This window comes from Terrisporobacter petrolearius, assembly GCF_020748185.1.
GTDB classification, from domain to species: domain Bacteria; phylum Bacillota; class Clostridia; order Peptostreptococcales; family Peptostreptococcaceae; genus Terrisporobacter; species Terrisporobacter petrolearius.
Genome location: NZ_JAHZMO010000257.1, coordinates 1 through 234, shown reverse-complemented (window position 1 = coordinate 234; position 234 = coordinate 1). Strand labels below are relative to the sequence as shown.

The following is a 234-nucleotide window of genomic DNA, read 5'->3' as shown; positions in this document are numbered from 1 at the left end:
AAGATTGTTGTCAGCTTATGCACTTTTTTGATTATAGAGTGTGATACCATTAAGGAAAGGAACTTAAAAAGATGAGGTATGATACTATGGTTAGAAAAAAACAAAGCTCTAAGAAAAATGAACTAGTAAATGCAATACTTGAACAATATCAACCTGAAACGGTTGAAGATATGCAAGATGCTCTTAAAGATATTTTTGCACCAATGTTTGAAGCCATGCTTCAAGGCGAAATGG

1 pseudogene is annotated in these 234 nt (G+C 32.9%); it reads left to right on the top strand.

The annotated features are described in order from the left end of the window. Nucleotides 1–86: 86 nt before the first annotated feature. Nucleotides 87–234, top strand: a pseudogene (locus tag K0040_RS20555) (IS256 family transposase); the annotation flags it as partial.